2 protein-coding genes are annotated in these 1039 nt (G+C 43.8%); both read right to left on the reverse strand.

What is annotated here, in order from left to right:
- The coding region (locus AC1DDX_RS27765) for an SDR family oxidoreductase (protein WP_477623084.1) at window positions 1-456 on the reverse strand (456 nt) is incomplete at its 3' end.
- Window positions 457-576: 120 nt separating this feature from the next.
- Window positions 577-1039, reverse strand: a 463-nt coding sequence (locus AC1DDX_RS27770) for a Crp/Fnr family transcriptional regulator (RefSeq protein WP_477623085.1), incomplete at its 5' end; no start/stop codon positions are given.

The raw sequence follows: 1039 nt of genomic DNA on the forward strand, positions 1-1039 counted from the left end.
GTATATACCCATTCCAGGGAAACCTTTCACACTTGCTATGGAACCTGTCATGATAATAGATGCACCTTCAGACAAAAGTGGCAGTGCTTTCTGTACGGTAAAAATGGTTCCTTTAACATTGATGTCGAATACACGATCATATTCTTCGGGCGTAATGGCATCAATGCCGATGCCAAAATGCCCAACGCCAGAGCTGGCATACAATACATCTATATGGCCTTTTTCTTTTTTAACGATCTCGTATAAATGATCCAGATCATCCAGATTGCCAGAATCAGCACGGACGCCCGTTACATTTTTACCGATATGTTTTACCGCGGCATCCAATTGTTCCTGTCTGCGGCCAGTGATATATACATAGGCACCTTCTTCTACAAATAATTTGGCAGTAGCCAAGGCCATTCCGCTGGTTGCACCGGTTATTACGGCTACTTTGTTCTCTAATTTACGTGACATGATTTTGCTTATTTTTTGGTCAGTGGTTCACCCGGCTGACGAAGCAAAATTGGCGAATGTGCAGTCCTCAAAACGATGAGGTTTGTTAAGAAAAAAATTGACAAATGTCAATCAAAAGGCCTACTTCTTAGGCTTGGGGTTGCGCAAACGGCTAAGTGTTTCGGGTGTTATTCCTAAATAAGAGGCAATCATGGCCTGCGGTACACGCAGTGCGAAATCAGGATAACGCTTTACAAAGTTCTGGTATTTCTCTTCTGCCGTGCTGCTGATCACTTCATGAATCCGGTTCTGGTTTATCACAAAGCTCTTGTTCAAAATATCGGTAACCAGCTGGCCAAAAACAGGCACAGTTTCCATGGCCACCTTCATCTCATCCTTGTCGAACAGGATCAGCTCCGATTCTTCAATGGCATCAATGTTAAATTTAGAAGGTACACCAAAGAGCAGACTTTCGCGATCGCTGATCCACCAATCTTTAGTAGCAAAGCGGATGATGTGCTCGTTGCCCTTACCATCAACCGAATAGGTACGCATTAGGCCACTAGCTATAAAACAATGGTAGCGACATACATCACCTTCCTGC

It is taken from the genome of Pedobacter sp. 10L46_2, from assembly GCF_056395165.1.